Annotated in this window: 27 protein-coding genes; 25 read left to right on the top strand and 2 right to left on the bottom strand. The window is 50.1% G+C overall.

The genetic code is table 11. From position 1 onward, the window contains the following. Positions 1 to 125: 125 nt before the first annotated feature. Positions 126 to 800: a phage tail tip fiber protein gene (locus U868_RS0112595; protein WP_025153605.1), complete on the top strand. Its 675-nt coding sequence runs from the start codon at positions 126 to 128 to the stop codon at positions 798 to 800. A gap of 2 nt (positions 801 to 802) precedes the next feature. Here U868_RS0112595 and U868_RS0112590 read toward each other — a convergent pair whose 3' ends face one another. Further along, positions 803 to 1,030, bottom strand: coding sequence for a hypothetical protein (locus U868_RS0112590; RefSeq protein ID WP_025153604.1), 228 nt, complete (start codon positions 1,028 to 1,030; stop codon positions 803 to 805). A gap of 330 nt (positions 1,031 to 1,360) precedes the next feature. Between U868_RS0112590 and U868_RS0112585 the strand changes: the two genes are divergently transcribed. From U868_RS0112585 to lysC, 4 genes are read left to right on the top strand one after another with little or no spacing between them, the layout of a single operon-like run. Next, positions 1,361 to 1,675, top strand: coding sequence for a phage holin, lambda family (locus U868_RS0112585; protein WP_036411822.1), 315 nt, complete (start codon positions 1,361 to 1,363; stop codon positions 1,673 to 1,675). After that, positions 1,668 to 2,084, top strand: a complete 417-nt coding sequence (locus U868_RS0112580; RefSeq protein WP_025153602.1) for a structural protein — start codon at positions 1,668 to 1,670, stop codon at positions 2,082 to 2,084. Before U868_RS0112585 ends, U868_RS0112580 begins: the two co-directional genes overlap by 8 nt. Then, positions 2,081 to 2,410, top strand: a complete 330-nt coding sequence (locus tag U868_RS25975; protein ID WP_240182719.1) for a hypothetical protein — start codon at positions 2,081 to 2,083, stop codon at positions 2,408 to 2,410. Before U868_RS0112580 ends, U868_RS25975 begins: the two co-directional genes overlap by 4 nt. Beyond that, the gene (gene lysC / locus U868_RS26350) at positions 2,346 to 2,591 is read left to right on the top strand and encodes an Rz1-like lysis system protein LysC (RefSeq protein WP_051583056.1); all 246 of its coding nucleotides are present in this window, start codon (positions 2,346 to 2,348) and stop codon (positions 2,589 to 2,591) included. Before U868_RS25975 ends, lysC begins: the two co-directional genes overlap by 65 nt. Before the next feature lie 34 nt (positions 2,592 to 2,625). On the opposite strand, the gene U868_RS0112565 is transcribed toward lysC, so the two are convergent. Further along, a complete protein-coding gene (locus U868_RS0112565) occupies positions 2,626 to 3,261 on the bottom strand; it encodes a CPBP family intramembrane glutamic endopeptidase (RefSeq protein ID WP_051583054.1) in 636 nt (211 codons plus the stop codon). Between the two features lie 296 nt (positions 3,262 to 3,557). Between U868_RS0112565 and U868_RS0112555 the strand changes: the two genes are divergently transcribed. The 20 genes from U868_RS0112555 (at position 3,558) to U868_RS24115 (ending at position 17,886) form a co-directional block, all read left to right on the top strand. Further along, entirely contained in the window at positions 3,558 to 3,908 is a 351-nt protein-coding gene (locus tag U868_RS0112555; RefSeq protein WP_025153598.1) for an HNH endonuclease, read from the top strand. Then, positions 3,905 to 4,090, top strand: a complete 186-nt coding sequence (locus U868_RS0112550) for a hypothetical protein (RefSeq protein WP_025153597.1) — start codon at positions 3,905 to 3,907, stop codon at positions 4,088 to 4,090. The genes U868_RS0112555 and U868_RS0112550 overlap by 4 nt, the downstream gene beginning before the upstream one ends. Before the next feature lie 154 nt (positions 4,091 to 4,244). Next, the gene (locus U868_RS0112545; protein WP_025153596.1) at positions 4,245 to 4,715 is read left to right on the top strand and encodes a phage terminase small subunit P27 family; all 471 of its coding nucleotides are present in this window, start codon (positions 4,245 to 4,247) and stop codon (positions 4,713 to 4,715) included. Positions 4,716 to 4,718: 3 nt separating this feature from the next. Next, positions 4,719 to 6,449, top strand: a complete 1,731-nt coding sequence (locus U868_RS0112540) for a terminase large subunit (RefSeq protein WP_025153595.1) — start codon at positions 4,719 to 4,721, stop codon at positions 6,447 to 6,449. A gap of 9 nt (positions 6,450 to 6,458) precedes the next feature. Next, positions 6,459 to 6,638, top strand: coding sequence for a hypothetical protein (locus tag U868_RS0112535; RefSeq protein WP_024473752.1), 180 nt, complete (start codon positions 6,459 to 6,461; stop codon positions 6,636 to 6,638). Continuing rightward, positions 6,638 to 7,858, top strand: coding sequence for a phage portal protein (locus U868_RS0112530; RefSeq protein WP_025153594.1), 1,221 nt, complete (start codon positions 6,638 to 6,640; stop codon positions 7,856 to 7,858). Before U868_RS0112535 ends, U868_RS0112530 begins: the two co-directional genes overlap by 1 nt. Then, positions 7,848 to 8,498, top strand: a complete 651-nt coding sequence (locus U868_RS0112525; protein WP_025153593.1) for an HK97 family phage prohead protease — start codon at positions 7,848 to 7,850, stop codon at positions 8,496 to 8,498. The genes U868_RS0112530 and U868_RS0112525 overlap by 11 nt, the downstream gene beginning before the upstream one ends. 9 nt (positions 8,499 to 8,507) lie before the next feature. Continuing rightward, positions 8,508 to 9,719: a phage major capsid protein gene (locus tag U868_RS0112520; protein WP_025153592.1), complete on the top strand. Its 1,212-nt coding sequence runs from the start codon at positions 8,508 to 8,510 to the stop codon at positions 9,717 to 9,719. A gap of 68 nt (positions 9,720 to 9,787) precedes the next feature. Then, positions 9,788 to 10,093, top strand: coding sequence for a hypothetical protein (locus U868_RS0112515; protein WP_025153591.1), 306 nt, complete (start codon positions 9,788 to 9,790; stop codon positions 10,091 to 10,093). A gap of 49 nt (positions 10,094 to 10,142) precedes the next feature. Further along, positions 10,143 to 10,448, top strand: coding sequence for a head-tail connector protein (locus U868_RS0112510; RefSeq protein ID WP_025153590.1), 306 nt, complete (start codon positions 10,143 to 10,145; stop codon positions 10,446 to 10,448). Beyond that, the gene (locus U868_RS0112505) at positions 10,448 to 10,774 is read left to right on the top strand and encodes a phage head closure protein (protein ID WP_025153589.1); all 327 of its coding nucleotides are present in this window, start codon (positions 10,448 to 10,450) and stop codon (positions 10,772 to 10,774) included. The genes U868_RS0112510 and U868_RS0112505 overlap by 1 nt, the downstream gene beginning before the upstream one ends. Continuing rightward, positions 10,761 to 11,150, top strand: coding sequence for a hypothetical protein (locus U868_RS0112500; RefSeq protein ID WP_025153588.1), 390 nt, complete (start codon positions 10,761 to 10,763; stop codon positions 11,148 to 11,150). The genes U868_RS0112505 and U868_RS0112500 overlap by 14 nt, the downstream gene beginning before the upstream one ends. Continuing rightward, a complete protein-coding gene (locus U868_RS0112495; RefSeq protein WP_430623535.1) occupies positions 11,147 to 11,560 on the top strand; it encodes an HK97-gp10 family putative phage morphogenesis protein in 414 nt (137 codons plus the stop codon). The genes U868_RS0112500 and U868_RS0112495 overlap by 4 nt, the downstream gene beginning before the upstream one ends. Positions 11,561 to 11,574: 14 nt before the next feature. After that, positions 11,575 to 12,051, top strand: coding sequence for a major tail shaft subunit (locus U868_RS0112490; protein ID WP_025153586.1), 477 nt, complete (start codon positions 11,575 to 11,577; stop codon positions 12,049 to 12,051). Continuing rightward, the gene (locus U868_RS0112485; RefSeq protein ID WP_025153585.1) at positions 12,051 to 12,395 is read left to right on the top strand and encodes a hypothetical protein; all 345 of its coding nucleotides are present in this window, start codon (positions 12,051 to 12,053) and stop codon (positions 12,393 to 12,395) included. The genes U868_RS0112490 and U868_RS0112485 overlap by 1 nt, the downstream gene beginning before the upstream one ends. A 219-nt stretch (positions 12,396 to 12,614) precedes the next feature. Next, positions 12,615 to 15,572 carry a phage tail tape measure protein gene (locus U868_RS0112475; RefSeq protein WP_025153583.1) on the top strand — a complete coding sequence of 986 codons (2,958 nt, stop codon included), beginning with the start codon at positions 12,615 to 12,617 and terminating at the stop codon, positions 15,570 to 15,572. Next, positions 15,569 to 15,904 carry a phage tail protein gene (locus U868_RS0112470; protein WP_025153582.1) on the top strand — a complete coding sequence of 112 codons (336 nt, stop codon included), beginning with the start codon at positions 15,569 to 15,571 and terminating at the stop codon, positions 15,902 to 15,904. The genes U868_RS0112475 and U868_RS0112470 overlap by 4 nt, the downstream gene beginning before the upstream one ends. Continuing rightward, entirely contained in the window at positions 15,901 to 16,659 is a 759-nt protein-coding gene (locus U868_RS0112465) for a phage minor tail protein L (RefSeq protein ID WP_025153581.1), read from the top strand. Before U868_RS0112470 ends, U868_RS0112465 begins: the two co-directional genes overlap by 4 nt. Before the next feature lie 2 nt (positions 16,660 to 16,661). Then, positions 16,662 to 17,366, top strand: coding sequence for a C40 family peptidase (locus tag U868_RS0112460; protein WP_025153580.1), 705 nt, complete (start codon positions 16,662 to 16,664; stop codon positions 17,364 to 17,366). A gap of 52 nt (positions 17,367 to 17,418) precedes the next feature. Further along, a complete protein-coding gene (locus U868_RS24115; protein ID WP_051583052.1) occupies positions 17,419 to 17,886 on the top strand; it encodes a hypothetical protein in 468 nt (155 codons plus the stop codon). The last annotated feature ends 61 nt before the right edge of the window (positions 17,887 to 17,947 follow it).

Genomic DNA, 17,947 nt, shown 5'->3' with positions numbered 1-17,947 from the left:
CCAACACGCCAAAGGTCGCCCTGTGCGGCCTTTTTTCATATACGCCGCCACAGTATCAATCACCTCGTTATCACTTAACACAAGAGCTGTGTGCGGCTTTCTGATATCTACAAAAAGGTATTGAGATGAATAAATATACATTTTCAGTTCATGGCATCAGCCCTGACACTGATACAGTTACAGCGTATGTTGATGTTAAATATTCCATGTTACCGCTGATGAGTTTATTTTCCATGCAAGTAACGATGGACCGAAAGCCGGACTGTGCGATTGATTATTATGAATCTCAGGCTATCAAGCAGGCGCAGGCCGTGATTGCGGATGTTGTTGCTGAAACTAATGCAGTTAATGCCGGAATGGTTATCGGAGCAGGGCTGAAAGGCGACCAGATTTTCATGCGTGAGACATTTATCGATAAAGCATGGCTCCGAAGTGTTACGTCTGATAGCAAAATTCAGTCTGATAATTACGTTCCGGGAAAATCCGGCTTTCTAATTGACTACAGCACCGGCAAAGCTGAGTTCAATGGAAAAATAGTAATTCATAAACAGAACGGAGATGCGGCTTGCGTTATGGGGCCTTTGGTCACAAATACTAAGACATTAGAGCAGCGTGTTGCCGATCTGGAAACGCAGCTTGCAGATACTTCACAAGCTGCTATTGCCAATATGGAAGTGCTTAAAACAAGCCTAGACAATATATGGATGATGGTTTCTAAGTCGCCTATTCCATACGATGCAGGAATTACCTTATCAGTTGGGTTCAGAAAAGATGACTTTAAATTTTCTGATAACAAGTGACTTTATTTAGTCCTGAATTGTTCCAGTTGCGCAGAGACCGAGCTTATCGCTGGGTTATTAATTTGTTTCATTTCTAAAAAGATACAGTCCTGCTCTTCCTTGGGGAATCTCCGAAACATTAATCCAACAACTAACTTAAGAGCGCTCAGTTCAGCCGCAACTGTTTCCTTGCTGGTTGCGTCAGTACCGATGGCTAACGTTTCGAGAACATCATTAGATTTTATAGGCATGTGAATTTTCCACCCGGAGCTAATCAGCCATCACTCCGGTTAATCTCACTGGGCTGAACTGATTACCATATCCCGGACAAGCATTAATTACGTTTAACTGAATCACAGGTCGCTCCGGCGGCCTTTTTCTTTCCGGCAACAACAAGAGCATTGGAATACGACAGGCTCATTACCTAATCCGTATTCGGCCACAGTGCTCTTCTTATTGCTTTCCCGCCGCTGGTGGGATTCCGAATAATGCCGCAGCCACCTCACTTTAACCGTCTGTAACAATATAAACCGGTTGCGGCATTACCCATCTAACTAAATTCCTCCGTCAGGGGGTGAGCCATGAAAATGAAAGAAAATCCGGACGTTTGGGATCAGGTACTGATGTATCTGTCTCAGTACAAAGATCAGGGCATATTTGCTGGACTGGCTGGCGTGGTTGCTATCCTGCGCGGGATGTACAACGGCGGCGGGTGGAAAAAAACACTGCTGGATGGTGTCCTGTGTGCGTTCCTTGGCTGGTTTGCTAAAGACCTGCTGGCCTTTATGGGGCTGAATCCAGACCTGGCTTATATCACCAGCGTCATGATCGGGTACTGGGGTGTTGAGCGGGTAAGCAGCATGATTAAAGGCAAAGCGGGGGTAAATAATGACTAAACCAGCACGCGGCGAACGCAACAATAATCCGGGTAATATCGACTATAACCCGCGCAATCCATGGCAGGGGCAGTTACCACATGATCCGGCAATTGAATCCCGATTCTGCCGGTTCCGGTCTCCCGAGCATGGCATCCGGGCAATCTATAAATTGCTTCAGACGTATCAGACAAAATACGGACTGAACTCAGTTAAGGCCATTATCAACAAATATGCACCACCTAATGAAAACAATACCGGGAACTATATCAACCGCGCTGCTGCTGACATCGGTATCGGCATTAATGATCACCTGAATACCAAAGACAAAAAGACCGGCATTGCGCTGGCTACTGCGATTGTCGGCGTTGAGCTTGGTTATCAACCGTATCAGCCAGCGGTGTTTGAACGGGCGTGGGGGCTTCTGTGAAGACCATGGCAACTATCGGCGGAGTACTGCTGGCAGCATCGCTGATTTTGATGGCTTTTCTTTGTGATGCTCTCGGTGATGCCAGAAAAGAGCGTGATTCACTATCTGAAAAGCTGTCAGCCCAGCAGGTGATTAATACCACTACATTAACCGCCGTCACTACCTTTCACCGTATCTCTGGAGAAGCCATAGATGCCAAGCGAAAAAACACACTGGACGCACAGACAGCCAAGAAAGACGTCAAAGTTATTCTTGTGGGTAATGACTGTGCTTCCGCTGCTGCTCCTGGTGGTCTCATTGACCGGATGCGGCAGTACAAAAACTGAGTATGTATCAGCCCCTCACGTTCCAATCCCTGCAAGCGTGACCGTTGACTGCCCGATACCGGATATTCCCGACAAAATGACGTGGGGTGATATAGCGGAATACAACATCGAGCTGATGTCAGTGATTAAAGCATGCAATCTGGATAAGCGGGCAATACGGGAGATTGAAGCGGAGAGGTAGCAAGCACTCTCCGAAGATGAGTATGTATTTTCCGCTAACTAACACTCATTAGTGTGAACAGTAACAGCATTTGTATACCGTTGTATAGGGCATGCAAAATAATCGGACCCAGAAGTGAGTTAGTGTGAATTCTGACCAGGCAAAAAATAACAGACATAACGAAAATCATAATAAATGTAACGGGTGAATGGTATTGATAATGCGCTAACGCAAACAAGAGTGAGGTGATAAAAATAGCCACACGCTTGCCATTCGGACCATATCCCATTCCTGCATTCAGCAAAAAACCTCTGAAAATAATTTCCTCAATAACTGGTCCAGCGAAAATTACAGCCACGACCATAATAAATTGATGCAGAGGGGATAGGTTGAATATCTGCATTAACCATGTTTCATTTTCACCGTAAAACATGGTTGCAACGGATAATATGACCATCGAGATTATTGGTAGCCAGAGATTTGAAAGTTTTATGGTACCGAAAGGCATTAGACCGGTTCGCTTCTGGTAAAATGCGCGGGAAAAAAGCGAATAAGGCAAAACAAACAGGATTATGAATAGCGGCCATGCAGCAAAGGCGCCGCTACTGGTGGCTGCTCCGGGGAATGCCAGCATAGCAAACTGAATTAAGAACCAGCCTGCAAAAAAACCAGCACAGACTAAACTGTGCACAATTCTATCCTTAGACATCATTAGTTTACTCAACCATTTATTAGGGATAAATCGATTTTAATATATTGGTAGCAGAATAAAAATATTATCTGCGTCGTGATACCCGCCGGCATCAGTATCTCATCCACTATCTGGCAGCGGATGGACGTGGGACTGATGGCTGGTTTGAAGAAGGTGAGCTGTCCCCGGCAGATGTTCATATCACTGCCTCCAGTGTTCATATTCATACAGCGGAATAACTCATCACAAAGCCTGCTCACTGAGTGGGCTTTTTAATTGGTTAAGGAGAATACACCATGCCACCACGAATCCCCCGCGCCTGCCGCAAACGTGGCTGCGCGAAGACAACCACTGACCGCAGTGGGTACTGCAACGACCATATCAATACCGGCTGGGAGAACCACCAGCAGGGCAAAAGCCGTCACGAACGCGGCTACGGAACCAAATGGGACAAACTCCGTGCGGTGATCCTGACAAGAGACACGCACCTGTGTCAGCAATGCCTGAGTGAAGGCCGGGTAACTGAGGCAAAGACAGTCGACCACATCACACCCAAGGCACATGGGGGAACCGATGCGGAAAGCAATCTGCAAAGCCTGTGCTGGCCATGTCACTACCGGAAGACCGCAACGGAGAGAACACGATGACACAAGACGAAGAAACCGTATTGCTATTCAAGGGGCTGATAGCATCACTGCCTGATGATCAGCAGCAGAATGTTAAGCAATGCATTGATGCCATTCGTCAGCTACTCAGTAAATACCCTGCAGGAGAAGCGGTGGTTGCTATTGGATTGGTTGGTGCGGAACTGCAACAGCAGGCTGGTTGAATAAATATCCGTTCTTGCCAGGCAGGGGAGGGGGAGGTCAGATCCCTGCCATTCTCGCCCCAGAGGACCGCCGCCTTACCTCTTTTCAGATCGCCGCAGGTTAGAAAACTTTTTTCCGGGATCCCCGGATGGGAATCAATAGGAGAAAACGATTATGTCGGGACCACCGAAAACCCCGTCACACCTGCGTTTGGTCAGGGGTAACCCATCAAAACGCCCGATCAATAAAAAAGAACCGAAACCGCCGTCAGGGGTACCCCCAACTCCGAAACATTTTACCAAGCAGGGGAAATACTGGTTTAAGCGGATCGGGGAAGAACTCGATGCCATGGGCGTGATGAGTTCGATGGATGCCAAAGCGCTGGAGTTGCTGATAGAGGCATACACCGAATACCGGCAGCACTGCGATACCCTGGACGAACAGGGCTATACCTACACCACAGAAAGCGAAGGCGGCACACTGATAAAAGCACACCCGGTGGCGGCAATGAAAGCCGATGCCTGGAAACGTATCCGGGCAATGCTGGGTGAATTCGGCATGACGCCCGCGTCCCGCTCGAAGGTAACGATTAACACACCAGCCGAAGAAGACCCTTTCGAGGCATTTATAAAAAAGCGCAAATGATGAATGGCAACCGTAGCAGATGGGATCCGGTACGCCGAACAGGTAGTTGCCGGAGAAATAGTTACGGGCGAACTGATACGCCTGGCGTGTCAGCGGTTTCTTGATGATTTGGAGCGTGGCCCTGAGCGCGACATCTTTTTCATTGAAGAACGCGCCCAGCATATTCTGGATTTTTACCAGTTTGTTCCGCACGTCAAAGGGGCACTGGCAGGTAAGCCGATAGCGCTGATGCCGTGGCATACCTTTATTCTGATTAATATCTTTGGTTTCGTGATCCCGCTGGTTGATGAACTCAGCGGTGAGGCTCAGTACGACGATGACGGCGATCCGGTACTGGTTCGCCGTTTCCGGACAGCCTATAACGAAGTGGCGCGTAAAAACGCCAAATCCACACTTTCATCCGGCATCGGTCTGTATATGACCGGCGCTGACGGTGAGGGTGGTGCCGAGGTTTACTCAGCAGCTACCACCCGCGATCAGGCCCGTATCGTGTTTGAAGATGCGAAAAACATGATCAAAAAGGCCAAAAGTTCACTCGGCCGTCTGTTTGAATTTAATAAGCTGGCAATTTACCAGGAGCGATCCGCATCCAAGTTCGAGCCGCTTTCCAGTGACGCAAACAACCTCGACGGCCTGAATATTCACTGCGGCATTGTGGACGAACTTCACGCCCACAAAACCCGTGATGTGTGGGATGTGCTGGAAACTGCGACCGGTGCCCGTCTGCAATCGCTTCTGTTTGCGATCACCACAGCGGGATTTAACCGCGAAGGTATCTGCTACGAACTGCGGGATTACGCTATCAAGGTGCTGCGGGGCGTGGTGGAGGATGACACCTTTTTCGCGGCAATTTACACACCGGATGAAGATGATGATCCGTTCGATGAGTCTGTCTGGATAAAAGCTAATCCGGGGCTGGGTGTCTGTAAACGCTTTGATGATATGCGCCGTCTGGCGAAAAAAGCCAAAGAGCAGATTGCCGCCCGGCCCAACTTTCTGACCAAACACCTCAATATGTGGGTTAACGCGGAGTCGATTTGGATGGACTCAGGAAAATGGGATAACTGCCCGGAGAATGCGCCGGATGATGAACTGAAAAATTACCCGGTCTGGGTCGGCGTTGACCTGGCAAATAAAATCGACGTGGCGGCAGCAATTAAGATTTATGAAGATCCGCGCGGACAGGTGCATGTTAAGTGCAAATTCTGGCTGCCGGAAGACCGGATCGAAACTGCACCGAACCATATTGCGGAGCTGTACCGGAAATGGGCGGCTGCCGGGTATCTTGAACTGACTGACGGCGAGGTTATTGATCATGACATCATCAAAGCCGACATTCTGGCATGGTGCGAAGGTGACGATCTGCGTGAACTCGGGTTTGACCCGTGGAGCGCGGTGCAGTTCTCACGCCGCCTGGCGGAAGAGGGCATCCCGCTGGTGGAAGTGGCGCAGACAGTGAAAAACATGTCTGAATCCATGAAAACAGTACAGGCCGATGTCTATTCCGGCAAATTTCACCATGATCACAACCCGATGATGTCCTGGATGATGTCGAACGTGACTGTAAGGCCGGACAAAAACGACAACATCTTCCCGAACAAATCGACACCGGAAAACAAAATTGACGGACCGGTTGCACTGTTTACTGCCAAATCACGCCAGATGGTGAATGGCGGGGAGCAGGAACAAAGTCTGTCCGATGTTTTATCTTCCAGGGGCTTACGCTCACTCTGAGGAAATCCAATGAAATTACTGACTATTACCGCTCTGCTGGTGGGAATTGCGGGTGCCTGTCTGCTGGCGTTCGGTGCCTGGCTGCTGATGCCTGCTGCCGGGTTTATCACAGCCGGCGGTTTGTGCCTGCTCTGGTCATATCTGGTATCAAAATCAGCGGGAAGCCTGAATAACAACGGAGGATCATAATGTTCTTTCCCGGTTTATTCAGAAAATCCGATACGGGTATGAGTTCGTCAGAGCTCAGCGAAATGATCGGTCTGACCTATGACACCTATACCGGCCGCCGCGTCAGTCCGCAACTGGCAATGCAACTCACTGCGGTATTTAGCTGTGTTCGCGTACTGGCGGAGTCAGTCGGTATGCTGCCGTGCTCTCTTTATGAGCAGCTTGACAGAGGAAACCGGCGGGCGGTACGTGAGCGGCTGAACAAACTGCTGTCAACCAAACCCAACAACTACATGACACCGCAGGAATTCTGGGAATTACTGATCGCCTGTCTGTGTCTGCGCGGCAATTTTTATGCTTATAAAGTCAAGGCGCTGGGGGAGGTAGTGGAGCTGCTGCCGCTGGATCCGTCCTCGGTTACACCAAAACTGAACAGTAAGTGGGAACCGGAATATCAGGTTACTTTTCCGGACGGAAAGCGCGACACGCTGACACAGGATGATATCTGGCATGTACGGATTTTCACCCTGGACGGATTAACCGGACTCAGCCCGATAGCGTATGCAAAACAGGCTGTCGGTCTGGGGCTGGCAACGGAGGAGCACGGCTCACGTCTGTTCGGGAACGGTGCGGTAACCAGTGGCGTTCTGCAGACCGACCAGTACCTGAAGGACGATGCCTATGAGCGGCTGAAAACTGACTTTGAAAACCGGCATCAGGGTCTGGCGAATGCGCACAAACCCATGATTCTTGAGATGGGACTGAAATGGCAGCAAATCAGCATGACATCAGAAGATGCGCAGTTTCTTGAAACCCGCAAATTCCAGCTTGAGGAAATCTGCCGTATTTTCCGTGTGCCGCTGCACATGATCCAGAACACCGACCGGGCAACGTTCAACAACATTGAAAACCTCGGGATCGGATTTATCAACTATTCCCTGGTGCCATACCTCACCCGCATTGAACAGCGCATTAATGTCGGGCTGGTAAAACCGTCAAAACAGGGCGTTTTTTACGCAAAATTCAACACCGGAGCACTGTTGCGCGGTGATATGAAGTCACGGTTTGATGCTTATGCCACCGGTATTAACTGGGGGATCTATTCGCCCAATGAATGCCGGGAGCTGGAAGAACTCAACCCGCGTGATGGCGGTGATATCTGGCTGACACCGATGAATATGACCACAAAACCGGAGAGCACCCCGGAAAAAGAGGAAAAGCAGCATGTCGATGATGACTAAACAGCGGCTGGACATACCGCTGAAAATAAAGTCGGTCACTGAAACCGGCGAGTTTGAAGGGTACGGATCGGTTTTCGGCGTGAAGGACAGCTACAGCGATATTGTCGTACCCGGCGCTTTTCAGGCATCACTGAATGAATGGCGGGAGAAGGGCAGTCTTCCGGCCATGCTCTGGCAGCACCAGATTTCCGAACCGGTCGGTGTGTATACCGAAATGCGGGAGGATGACACCGGCCTGTATGTCAAAGGGCGGTTACTTATCGAGGATGACCCTCTGTCTAAACGGGCTCATGCACATCTGAAGGCCGGATCATTATCCGGCCTTTCTATTGGCTACATCCTGAAAGACTGGGAGTACGACCGGAATAAAAGTGCTTTTCTCCTGAAAGAAATTGACCTGTGGGAAGTAAGCCTGGTGACCTTCCCGTCCAATGATGAAGCGCGGGTCAGTGATGTTAAATCGGCATTTGCCCGTGGTGACATCCCGTCACAAAAAAGTATTGAGCGCGTCCTGCGTGATGTCGGACTGTCGCGGACACAGGCTAAGGCATTTATGGCCGACGGCTACCATGCTCTCTCTCTGCGTGACGCAGAGGAAGATGCACTGGAAACACTTAAATCCATTAATTTTAATCAGTAAGGGGCTGTTATGGCTGTTGATCATAAAGATGTAAGCGAAGTGGCAAAAGAACTGAAATCTTCATTTGAAGAGTTTCAGAAAAAAAATGACAAGCGTATTGATGCCATCGAATCAGAAAAAGGCAAACTGGCGGAATCGGTGGACACCCTGAACGGAAAATTATCCGAGCTGGATGAACTGAAATCGTCACTGGAAGCAGAGCTGGCGGCTGTGAAACGTCCGGGCGGCGGTGTGGCAAACAAAGATGTTGCCGAACACAAAAGCGCGTTCGAACTGTTTGTCCGCAAGGGTAAGGATGACGGCCTGGCTGAACTGGAACAGAAAGCCATGCAGATTGGCTCTGATCCGGATGGCGGCTATGCCGTACCGGAAGAACTGGATCGTACCATTATCTCTGCGCTGCGTGATGAAGTTGTTATGCGTCAGGAATGTAATGTTGTCTCAGTCGGTACACCGAACTATAAGCGCCTCGTTAATATGGGGGGCACCGGCAGCGGATGGGTAGGGGAAACAGAAAAACGCCCTGAAACCGCAACACCTAAACTCGGCCCGATTGAACCGGTGTGGGGTGAGATTTACGGTAACCCCGGGGCCACCCAGACCATGCTGGATGATGCCTTTTTCAATGTTGAGCAGTTTATTACCGGTGAACTGGCAATTGAATTTGCTGAACAGGAAGAAGCAGCATTCACCAACGGTGACGGCAGTAAAAAACCGAAAGGGCTGCTGGCTTACGGCAGTGAGGATAAGGCAGATAAGGATCGCGACTGGGGAAAACTGCAGCATCTGCTGCTGAAGAAACCAGCTGAACTGACAGCTGATGAAGTGATGCAGTTGGTTTATACACTGCGCAAGCCTTATCGCAGTGGCGCTAAATTTATGATGAATAACAACACGTTATTCAAAGTTCGCACCCTGAAAGACTCACAGGGCAACTACCTGTGGCAGCCGGGCCTGCAATTGGGTCAGCCATCTGCATTGCTGGGCTACGGTATTGCGGAGAATGAGCAGTTTGCTGATATGGCTGCCGGTGCTGTTCCGCTGGCATTCGGTAACTTCAAGCGCTGCTACACCATCCTGGATCGTATCGGTATCCGCATGTTGCGCGACCCGTACACCAACAAACCGTTTGTACACTTCTACACCACGAAGCGTGTCGGCAGCATGCTGGTTGACAGCAACGCAGTGAAATTACTGAAAGCGGCAGACGGTACGAAGTAATCAGTCACGGCGGCAGAAATGCCGCCTTTTTGATGCAGATGTAATTACCGTTCTTAACGGAGGAACCAATGACAGAAAAAAACTATGAAGCAATTGGCCGCTGTAAGGTACTGCTTGAAAAAATAAAAGCGATGCATATTGAAAGAGCCAGGGCGGTGGGTGATCTGCGGGCTGTTGTTTACTCCCTTCATCAGAAAGGCAACGCCAATCATGTTCCGCCTGAAATTATTGTTTTTGACGCTGATAATTTAACCTGCCTGGTTGATAAAGTCGGGATTGCTGACGGTGAACTGATGCGGGCTGTCAGTGAATATAACAACTGGTGTCATGAGGCGGATGAAAAACCCGTTAAGTTAATTGAGATAGCACGATAAGCAATAAATAAACCCGGGGTCGTTCAGCGACCTTTTTATTGGAGGGGGCATGCCATTACCGACAATTGAAGAGCTGCGCCTGCAATGCCGCATTGACACTGAGGAAGAGGATCCGCTTCTGCTCGGCTATCTTGCTGCGGCAAAAGAAAAAGCAGAAAACTATCTGAACCGGAGATTGTATGAAGACGAAGTTCCTGTCAGTGATCCGGACGGAATGGATATCACACCGGTTATCCGGCTGACACTCATGTTGGTGGTCGGTTTCTGGTATGACACCCGGGAACTGAAGAAGCTGCCACAGGGTTTTTATGATTTGCTCTGTGACTATCGTCTTTCACCCATGAGGGAAAAATAATGCTGGCCGGTGAGCTAACAAAACGCATCACCCTGTACCGGCCGGAGGTGGTGACCGGTGACCTCGGTGATTCCCGTACCGAACTGACGAAAGTCATCACGGTGTGGGCCAAAGCCGAGGCGATATCCAACCGTAAAATCCGGACGGCAGAGCAGGATCAGGTCATCGAAACCATGCAGTTTACTGCGCGGCCACGCGCGGATGTGCAAATCGACTGGGTGATTGAATACCAGAACCGGTTTTTTACCGTCCGTGCCTGTGACCGTAATGACCCTGCGAAACTGATTATTACCACGGAGGCAGACATACGACATGATCGAAAGTGACCTCAAGTCGTCTCTTTCCGCTATCACCGCAATGCCCGTTTTCCCCCTGTTGTTACCGAAAGATGCACAAGAAGGTATCACCTTTCAGCGTATCAGTGATCCGCGTTATTCCGCCGGTATGGTCACCACTCATCTTATCGTGGCGCGTTTTCAGATAGGCATTCACGTACTGAATGACTACGAAAAAGCCCTGCTGCTGGATAAAGCCATTCGTGATGCCTGGGAGCCGATAGTGCACGGTTACATCGGTAATTATCCGGTGCAGACCGTGCAGCGTGGTGGTTTTCAGCAGGGGCGGGAAGAGCTGACAAAAAACATCGTCCGCTGGTCAGTCATGCGGGATTTTATTATCACTTATCCGGAGGATGTATCGTGAGAACTACGGTTAAGGTTTCCGGCCTTGACGGGCTGGAAGCGGAGCTGATGAATCTCGGGGAAAAGCTGACATCCAGAATACTGCGCGATGCAGGCCGTGAGGCGATGACCGTTGTTGCTGAGGATATGAAACAGTACGCCGGTTATGACAGCAGTCACGACGATGACCACATGCGGGACAGTATCAAAGTCAGAACCACTGACCGGATGAAGGATAAAAAATATATCACCCTGATGACCATCCGTGTCGGTCCGTCAAAAGCGCACCACATGAAGGCGCAGGCTCAGGAATTCGGGACATCAAAACAGATCCCGCGTCCGTTTATACGCCCTGCGCTGGATTATCACCGTAAAGACATTTTAAACACCCTTGCCGCCGCCATACGCGCCGGTATTAATGAAAACCGTTAACCTGGAGAACTATTATGGCCGGAGAAAAATCCTCCCCGGAATACGCCATGTTGCCCGCCGGTACCATCGTAAAATTCGGTGAGGCCGGTGATACCGTCGACAAAATGAAAGCGCTGATTAACTGTAAAGCGCTGGGGGCTACCGGGCTTACCGGTGGTTTTATTGACTGTACCACCCTGAAAGATACCAACAAACAGTCGATTTCCGATCTGCCGGAAGGACCTGAAAAATCACTCGGGTTTATTGATGATCCCGGCAATGCTGATTTCGCCGCGTTTCTCAATGCCGCCGAACAGCGTAAGACTGTGCAGTTTTATTTCGAACTGCCGAACGGGCGTACAGCGACGATGATCCTCGCGTTGTCAGGCTGGGAAATGAACGATATCAGCGCCCCTGCCAGTGAGGTGATTCAGATTACCGTGAAAGGTAAGCAGAACAACATCACCTGGGGAACCACTACGGTCACACCACCAACAGGAGACGGGGAATAATGAATCTGAAATCAGCCCTGTTAAAGCCGGATTCACACACGGAAAAACATACACTCTTCGGTACGGAGGTATATCTGCGGCGTCTTACTGTCGGGGAGCTTGACCGCTACGAAAAAGATCGCAAGGCTGCTTTTGATGCCGGTGATTATTCCGGAGTTACCCTTGCGGGGGCCAGTCTGATTTTGTCAGCTATCTGTGATGAGAACGGAATCCCGGTCAGTGCGGAAGATCTGCCGACAGCAAAAGAGCTTATTGATGCGCACAGTAATCCGGTCTTTGTGGAAGCAATGAACACGCTGCAGAAATACTGCTACGGAACCATTGAGGATGCGAAAAAAAACTGACGGACTCACCCCGCCTCTATCTGCTTTTTCAGTTGGCGGATCGGTGGGGTGAGTCTGACCCGAGAAAACTGTCTGATATGCCCGCCGATCTGCTTAATCACTGGCGGGCTTTTTTTATGCTGGAAGAAGAGGCAGCGGGTGAGGCCGGGGGAAATACAGTGGTTCCAGCGGTATCACCGGATATCAGCACACAGTGCAATGATGTAATGAGGATCTTAAATGGCTGACGTTGCAAGTTTAGCGGTTGCGTTACACCTCAACGCAGCCAGTTTTAAGTCAGAGGTGGAGAATGCCTATAACAGCGCATCTGCCAGTTCAAAAAAATTCACACAAAATATCGGCAGGGAGTCAGCTAAAACGGCCGAACAGATTTCCCAGGTTTCAACTGAGGCACAGCGGGCAGGTAACAGCATTGCGCGAATGAGTAACTCCGGATCCCGGGGCGGGTTCGCGCATTTACGGACATCACTGACCAATATTTCAGTCGGCGCTAATGTTGCCGGTTCATCCATCCTCAGTGCCTTTATTCCGGCACTGGAACGGGCCGCCAATGATGTTGATCGCCTTAAAATGTCGATGGGTGATAAAAGGCAGATGGACGTTGCGGCTGCAAATGATGCTGTGAGAGTCGCTGAAAGTCACATTAAACAGGCTAACAGCGCCAAAGAAGCAGCAATGCAGCAGATGAAAATGGGCCATAAAATGCGCGAGTCTGCCAGGTATCAGCGTGAACTGGCAGTAGTGCAGAATGCTCACATGGAAAAAATGCGGGAAGTTAACCTCGCAAACGGCATGTCCGCCGATGCAATAGACAAGCAATACAGCAAAGAGCGGGCGATCAATGACAGAAAGATAGCGAATGCAAATGCACTGGCAGAAAAAGCCAGGGATCGTCTCAGGTCAGGCTCGGCAGCGCTGGCCGCTGCGGAAGCTGACGAGGCGCTGGGTAAGCAGAAGCTGACAGCCGCGACCACGCAGCTGGCCGGTGCCAGCAAAGAGCTGACATTTGCACAACGGGCATCCGCACAGGCCAGCGGTATGTTGAAAAACACCTGGGCCATGCTGGGCGGAACACTCGGTATTGGTCTGATGGCGGCTGCCGGTGCTGCTACTTACCTGTATTCACAATACAAAGAGGCGGAAGAGCGGCAAAAGGCGTTTAATGCTGCCATTCAGAAAGGCGGAGCCGGGCTGAATAATTCGGTATACCAGCTGCGCACACTGGCTAATCAGCTGGGCGGAACAGCAGAGGCATACAAAACGGTGACGGCAGCAGCGACTGCCGGGTTCTCCGGCTCAATGCTGCGTGAAGTGTCTGAATTCGGTGTGCAGCTGGAAAAATCCGGCGGCAGCGCAGACCATCTGATCACGAAGTTGTCATCCATTAATGAGCAGCCTCTTCAGAGTCTTCGTCAGCTTATCAATGAAGGTCTGGTTTTTGATGAGGACACCATAAACCGGATTGCACTGCTGGAGCGTCAGGGGGATGTTGAAGGGGCAAAAGAGCTGGCCAGAATAAGCGCCCTTAATGCCACTAAAACACTGAATGAAGAACAGACCAGGGTCAATGCCATTCATGAGAAAGGCATTAAGGATATTGAAGATCGCTACCGTTCACTGAATCAGACAGCAAGAGATTTTTCTGTATCTGCCGGTATAGCCAGAATTCAGGCGGAAAACCTTGCCAGACTGACATGGCAAATGGGCGCCGCGCTAAAAAACGCGGAGCAGGAACAGCAGCAAAAGGAGCAGATAAAAAATACCCGTGAGCAGCTGGATGCACAACTGCAACTGAACTCAGCGTATAAAGCGGGCGCGGATAAACACGCAGAAAAACTGAAACTGCAAAATACCGCCCGGGAGCAACTTAAATCCGGCCAGATGGATGCAAAGCAGTTTGAGCAGACAATGAAGGGGATCGACAGCCTTTACAGCTCACTGGATAAGAAAGGGCACGGCAGTGGCAGTATTCCGGAAGGTCAGCGCCGGACGCAGCAACTGATGGAGCAGACCGCCACGCTCAGGGCGCAGCTTGCAGAAAATGAAAAGCTGACCGCATCTGAAAGTAAGCTGATTGCATTTGAGCAGGAGCTGGTCGGCCTGGCAGGTAAAAAACTGAATGCCGCTCAGAAGAGTGTGATGGAAAACGCCGGGTCCATCCGTACCCAGTTACAGCTTAACGCCGGGCTTGAACGGGAGATTGCCCTGAAAGGGCTGCGTAAAAAGTTTGATGATCAGAACTTTGAAATAACTCAGCGTACCCGGTCCATGCAGCAGGAGGCGGATAATCAGCGCCTGCAAATCATTATGCCGACAGCGGATTATAACCTGATGCTTGAAGAGCAGCGGATTGCGGATGACTTCCGTCAGCGCCGGTATCAGCTGGATAAAGAAATCTCGGATAAAACCTCTCAGCTATATAAAGATCAGACCGCCGTTTTGAATGCTGAACAGCAAAAGCAGACTGATATCGTCCGTCAGGCCGCAAAAGACAAAGCCGCGTCAGAGGCGGACTGGCAGGGTGGTTTAAAGCAGGGCTGGAAAGATTTCGGCGATAGCAGCAGTAATGCGTTCGCAATGATGCGAAATACATCTGCGAATGCGCTTAACAGCACATCGTCTATGTTCACTGACTTTCTGACCACCGGACGGGCAAATTTTGCCGACTTTACGAAATCCATTCTCACCGATATCACAAAAATGATTGTCCAGATGAGTATTTTCAACGGACTGAAAAGCGGCCTGAGCGGGACATGGCTGGGTAATGCAATGGGGATGACTCCCCATGCGACCGGCGGCGTGTATACCTCCCCGGGGCTGAGTGCATACAGCAACAGCATTGTCAGCTCACCGACCGTATTTCCGTTCGCCAAGGGTGGAGCACCCAATATCGGCCTGATGGGTGAAGCGGGATCTGAAGCGATTATGCCGCTGAAGCGCGGGCCGGATGGCAATCTCGGCGTCCGGGCTTATGGTGGCAGTAATGTTGTCGGTACGGCACCTGTGGTTCATATCAACATCGACAGTGACGGAAATCAGCAGGTTCAGGCATCCGGCGGTTTTGAGCGGTTCGGCAGGGAGATTGGTCAGTTTGTTGATCAACGCTACCGTTCACTTATAGCCACGGATTTACGTCCGGGCGGGGCGATCTGGAATGTCGCTAAGGGGAAAAGATGATAGAAACATTCACCTGGAGTCCGCGCCTGAATCCCCTGGGCGATATTTCTTTCAGAGCCCGTAAGGCGAAGTTTGGTGATGGTTATGAACAGGTTTGCGGTGACGGTATTAACCCCCGCAGTCAGAAATGGTCACTGAATTTTACCGGAACCGAAAGTTATATCCGGCCAATCCGCGATTTTATTGACCGGCACGGCGGTATCCGTGCTTTTCAGTGGACGCCACCGCTGGAGAGTACCGGATTGTATCGCTGTGATGATCCGAAACTCACCCCGCTCGGCGGTGACAACTATTCGCTCTCTCTTACATTTACCCAGGCATTTAAACCATGATCACAAACGATTACCAGAAGCTGGAACCGGGTAATGCCGTCCGGCTTTTTGAGGTTGACGGTACCGCGTTCGGTACGCCGGATATTTTGCGGTTCCATGCATACAATATTCCACATACAGAGGAAGAGATTACTGCCGCTGGTGGTGATCCGGAAAAATTACCGGCGAAATCCATCTGGTGGCAAGGAGATGAGTACCGTGCCTGGCCGGTACAAATTGAAGGAATAGAGGCATCAACAAGCGGTTCCGGCGCACAGCCGAAGTTATCGGTGGCAAACCTCGATGGTTCAATCACTGCGCTGTGTTTGGCATACGATGACATGCTGAAAGCGAAAGTCACGATACACGACACACTGGCGCACTATCTCGATGCGGCAAACTTTCCGGATGGCAACCCAGCAGCAGATCCGACTCAGGAAAAAGTCTCCGTCTTTTATATCGACAGCAAATCATCGGAAACCAACGAAGTTATCGAGTTTGAATTAGCCAGCCCGATGGATTTGCAGGGGGTGCTGATCCCGACGCGGCAACTGCATTCAATGTGTACCTGGTGCATACGCGGCAAATACAAATCCGGTGACGGCTGTGATTATGCCGGGCAGAACGGGTATTTCGATAAGCACGGCAACCGTGTGGATGACCCGGCACAGGATCAGTGCAGCGGCATGCTGAATACCGGCTGCTTTCCCCGTTTCGGGAAAAATAATCCGATCCCGTTCGGCGGCTTTCCGGGAACATCATTACTGAGGAAATAGGGATGCGCAAAAACATTCAGGCAGCCATTTTTGCTCACGCAGAACGTGAATATCCCCGCGAGTGCTGCGGGGTGATCGTCCAAAAATCCAGAGTAGTGAAATACCTTCCCTGCCGTAATATCGCGGCTACGCCGGAAGAGCATTTTGTATTATCGCCGGAGGATTACGCCGCAGCTGAGGATTGGGGCATAGTGACCGGTATTGTTCACAGTCACCCGGATGCCACCACCCAACCGTCAGAACTGGATAAAGCACAGTGTGATGCCCTTGGTACCCCGTGGTATATCGTCAGCTGGCCGGAAGGGGATCTGCGGACCGTTCAGCCTCGGGGTGATCTGCCATTATTGGAGCGGCCATTTGTACTCGGGTTTACAGATTGCTGGGGGCTGGTCATGAGCTGGTTCCGGCAGGAACACGGCATTGATCTACCGGATTACCGGGTGGATTACCCCTGGTGGGAGCAGGGGGAGAACCGGTACACAGATAACTGGCAGGAGGCCGGATTTATCCAGGTCGATGATCCGCAACCGGGCGATATGATAGTGATGCAGGTGCAGGCTCCGGTCGCCAATCATGCCGGTATTCTGCTGGATGATAATATGCTCCTTCATCACTTATACGGGCACCTGAGCCAGCGGGTGCCCTATGGCGGTTATTGGCGCGATCGCACAGTTATGGTACTGAGACATAAAATCTTCATGACATAAGTAACATGAGGATATACCATTATTTTTATTTACTGACTGGATTGGAAGTGTAATGAGAAATATTGGTTATATCCTTATTAGCGTTGGATTGATAGCAATGATTTACGCGATCAATATGGACGTTTCAGTATCTACATATGGGGGGAGAGTTAACAATATTGGTTTGATATCTGATAGACAAAATTACCTCATATTCAGTGGAGTTATATTTCTTGCTGGTGTCATTTTATCTATTTTCGGGAGCAAGTCCGAATCTACGTCAGGTAGTGACGGTGTGAGGTGTAAACATTGTGCAGAATCAATAAAACCAGATGCAGTTATTTGTCGGTTTTGTGGTAGGGAAGTTGATAAAACAACAACCTCCGACGAAAGCGGCAACTTAACTTCTACAAATAAAAAAGAGAACAAAGCTAACAACTATTATGTTGATGATGGTGAATCATCATCTTTTGGTATTTATTTTGGAATCATTGCTGCAGTCCTACTTCTTGGTGGTTTAGTTTTAGCTGCATTTTTGTGACCGCATTAAGACAATATATTGGCAATATAACCCGCTCCGGTGCTGAGGAATCCCCAGTAAT

It is taken from the genome of Morganella morganii H1r, assembly GCF_000633515.1.
In the GTDB taxonomy this organism is placed as follows: Bacteria; Pseudomonadota; Gammaproteobacteria; order Enterobacterales; family Enterobacteriaceae; genus Morganella; species Morganella morganii_B.
Note: the sequence above shows the minus strand (reverse complement) of the source record. Positions and strands in the feature narration are given on the sequence as shown.